Source organism: Thiolapillus sp., assembly GCF_048562965.1.
Lineage (GTDB): Bacteria > Pseudomonadota > Gammaproteobacteria > Chromatiales > Chromatiaceae > Thiolapillus > Thiolapillus brandeum_A.
In genome coordinates this window covers 1-2,806 of sequence record NZ_JBHNMF010000429.1, presented here as the reverse complement: position 1 = coordinate 2,806, position 2,806 = coordinate 1, and the positions used below count along the sequence as shown (strand labels likewise).

Annotated in this window: 4 protein-coding genes; 1 reads left to right on the top strand and 3 read right to left on the bottom strand. The window is 53.5% G+C overall.

Annotated elements, in window-relative coordinates; all coding sequences use genetic code 11:
- On the top strand, positions 1–257 hold a 257-nt coding region (locus tag ACOCD2_RS15880), incomplete at its 5' end, for a hypothetical protein (RefSeq protein WP_419625782.1).
- Between the two features lie 21 nt (positions 258–278).
- Here the strand turns inward: ACOCD2_RS15880 and ACOCD2_RS15875 are convergent.
- From ACOCD2_RS15875 to ACOCD2_RS15865, 3 genes are read right to left on the bottom strand one after another with little or no spacing between them, the layout of a single operon-like run.
- On the bottom strand, positions 279–887 hold the full coding sequence (locus tag ACOCD2_RS15875) for a DUF4276 family protein (protein ID WP_293648999.1): 609 nt from the start codon (positions 885–887) through the stop codon (positions 279–281).
- Positions 884–2,101: an AAA family ATPase gene (locus ACOCD2_RS15870; protein ID WP_293648996.1), complete on the bottom strand. Its 1,218-nt coding sequence runs from the start codon at positions 2,099–2,101 to the stop codon at positions 884–886. The genes ACOCD2_RS15875 and ACOCD2_RS15870 overlap by 4 nt, the downstream gene beginning before the upstream one ends.
- Positions 2,101–2,712: a type I restriction endonuclease gene (locus tag ACOCD2_RS15865; RefSeq protein WP_305800608.1), complete on the bottom strand. Its 612-nt coding sequence runs from the start codon at positions 2,710–2,712 to the stop codon at positions 2,101–2,103. The genes ACOCD2_RS15870 and ACOCD2_RS15865 overlap by 1 nt, the downstream gene beginning before the upstream one ends.
- Between the last annotated feature and the right edge of the window lie 94 nt (positions 2,713–2,806).

Here is a 2,806-nt window from a genome sequence, read left to right as displayed (position 1 = left end):
CTCCCAATGACTGGACGCCGCGTTTGGATGCCTACTTTGCTTCCCCTCTGGCGCTATGCGCACGACGGGTAAGCAGTGCGGCCTCGCGGCTACTGGGGTCTACCAGCCTTCGCTTCGCTCTCCATGGCTGGCAGCGGCCGAGCCGATTTTGGGGACTGGGATGTCCCAAAATCTTTCACGAGCTCGAAGACACGCTTGTCCTCTTCCGGGCGCAAGTCGTATTTTCTGGTGGTCTGGTGGCCCGCTTTTCTGTCTGAAACAAGTAGTCGAATGTAGTTTCACAGAAAAGCCTCCACACCGTTCCGAAAGGCTTGAAAACTTCTGGATAGGTTTTTCTCCGGATTCATGTGCTTGGCGATTCTCCTTGCTGCGTCAATCTTGGGGAAACTGTTTCGGTAGATCCCATTGCGTTTGAGGAAGCGATGCAGGCGTTCCCATGTACCGCCATTGTCAGGATTGGAGAAGTTCCTCGGAAACTTGACGCTTTTGAGCGAACTAAAAGCTGCTTTTAGCGCGTCAATATCTCCCATGTACCAAGCCTCCAGCTCCTCAATGGCAATGCGCGTTACTACGTGGAATAGGCCCTGTCCTTGCGTAGCTGCCTTGGTGATCAAACCGGCTTCTCGCGCTATGCTCTCAAGCCGACGTTTGAGGGCATGGCAGTCATCACTGTCTCGATCTACCAAAACGATAATTCTTAGATCCTCCCCGCTGTCAATTTGCCTTCGATAGGCGCGTAGCCGCTTTGGCAATTCTTTTATCAGTCGCCCCTTGTTGCGCATGTTGATAGTCTTCCAAGTCGCACGTCCGTTCACGATCCTTGGCAACAGTTGGCGCAACGCCTCTTCCATCGAGGACTCCTCCACAAGCACTTCTATACGCGTCATTTGCTGCCATCTTGGGAAAAAGGGTCTCCCACCTCAAAGTGCCCTTCCATCCACATGTCTCCCAGCGATGCGCCCTCCTCTAAAAATTCTCGAATACCCAACATATCCGCCACCCTTTTTACTCGTGTATACCCATCATCCGCCCTATAGAGCACACGCACCTGCTCTGGTTTGAGACGGTCGATAAAGAATGGAGAATGGGTGGTGACGAGTAGTTGGGTGCACTCGGAGGCCATATCGCATTCTTCCGCGAGCTCGGGAAGCAGGCGGGGATGCAGATAGTTCTCCGGCTCCTCAATGCCAATAAGTTGGGGCGGTTCCGGATCATAGAGCAGTGTCAGGTAAGCCAGCATTTTTAGTGTGCCATCCGAAGCGAAACGGGCAAGAATAGGTGATGAAAACGGCGCATCCTTCATCTGCAATAACAGACTGCCGTCATCGAGTGGTTTAGAGGTCACCTTTTCAATACATGGAATCCGGGAGCGCAAGGTTTCAAATATTTGCTCCAAGCGCTCTGGATGTTCATCGCCAAGATACTGGATCACGTTTGGCAGGTTGTCGCCAGTGGGTGAGAGCCTTTCTTCTGCCCCGGCTTCAGGGCGGCCACGGGCAGCATCGGCGGAAAGATAGGATAGGTGCCAACTGGTAATGAAGTCACGCAGGGCAATTACGCGCGGATTACTTCCCAGTTGTCCAAGGGTGTTCACTGCCAACACATCGGGGCCGGAAAGGGGTGTTTCGACGCGCTTATCTTTCGACTCGGGTTGTTCGCCGGTAATAACCTTGCCTTTGCCGAACCTATAATCGAGAAAGTAGAACGGCGCACCGGGATGTGTTCGTTTCCAACGCAGAAACTCATGCTGGACAACAGGCCCACGAGTGGTCTCGTCAATCTCCAAATGATAGGTTATCAGGGGAGTGCGCGGCTTTTCACGATACTGCAATTCAATAACGATAGGGCCTTCGGAATCCCGGCTTCGCAATTCGCGGAAACGTCCTCGCTTGTCCCAAGCCTTTTTCAGGCCGACGGTGAAGCATTCGGAGAGAAAAGCGAAGACATCAAATACAGTGGATTTACCACTACCGTTCGGCCCCAGAAGCGCCGTCAAGGGCGTGAGCTTTTCCAGACGAAAATCCCTCAGCGCGCGGTAGTTCTTGATATGCAAAGTTTCCACGCGTGGCGGTAATTCTTGCGTGGTATTCATTTCGGTCATCACAAGCTCCTCACATTGGCTATGTCGGCTTGGCTCCATGATGGCGGCGAGATCGATCTTGGCGACGAGGCACTTGAAAGTGCTGTCGCGGCCCACACGTAGTAGGTAGGCAGGAAGCACAGCAGGCTGTCGGTGTAACCGTTGCCGGGATCGTTTTTGTAATCGACAATCTGCTGCATGGCTTTGCGCGGACTCACCTGCAGTGCCTTCAGCTCGATCTGCACCAGGGGCAGGCCATTGAGCAGCAGGATGACATCATAGCGCTGGAAACTGCTTTTGGTATTAATGCGCAGCTGGTTGGCCACTTCGAAACTGTTCTTGCACCAGTCCTTGAGGTTGACCAGTTGATAGTGCAGTGGTGTGCCATCCTCGCGCTCGAAGGTATTGCGGTGGCGCAGGGTCTCGGCGCAGGCAAAGGTGTCGGGGCTGATAATGCCCTTCAGCAGGCGGGCAAATTCGGCATCGGTGAGGTTGACGCGGTTGAGCGCCTCGAATTTTTCACGGAAGTTCTGCTCCAGCGCCTCACGGTCGCGGATATCCGGGCGGTAAGTGTATTTAAGATCTTGCAGCCTGGTGAGCAGGCATTGTTCGATGTCGTTTTCTTTTGTCATTCTCTCACCTGAAATACCCTTTCCTTTTTCGCTGTCGCCAGCATCCAGACCAAGACAAACGCGGGGCCTGTTTTCCTGCCGAATGAATCACAGG

What these genes read in the sequence shown, in the direction of transcription:
- ACOCD2_RS15865 (WP_305800608.1), bottom strand. Translation starts at nt 2,712, where the DNA reads ATGACAAAAGAAAACGACATCGAACAATGCCTGCTCACCAGGCTGCAA.
- ACOCD2_RS15870 (WP_293648996.1), bottom strand. Translation starts at nt 2,101, where the DNA reads ATGACCGAAATGAATACCACGCAAGAATTACCGCCACGCGTGGAAACT.
- ACOCD2_RS15875 (WP_293648999.1), bottom strand. Translation starts at nt 887, where the DNA reads ATGACGCGTATAGAAGTGCTTGTGGAGGAGTCCTCGATGGAAGAGGCG.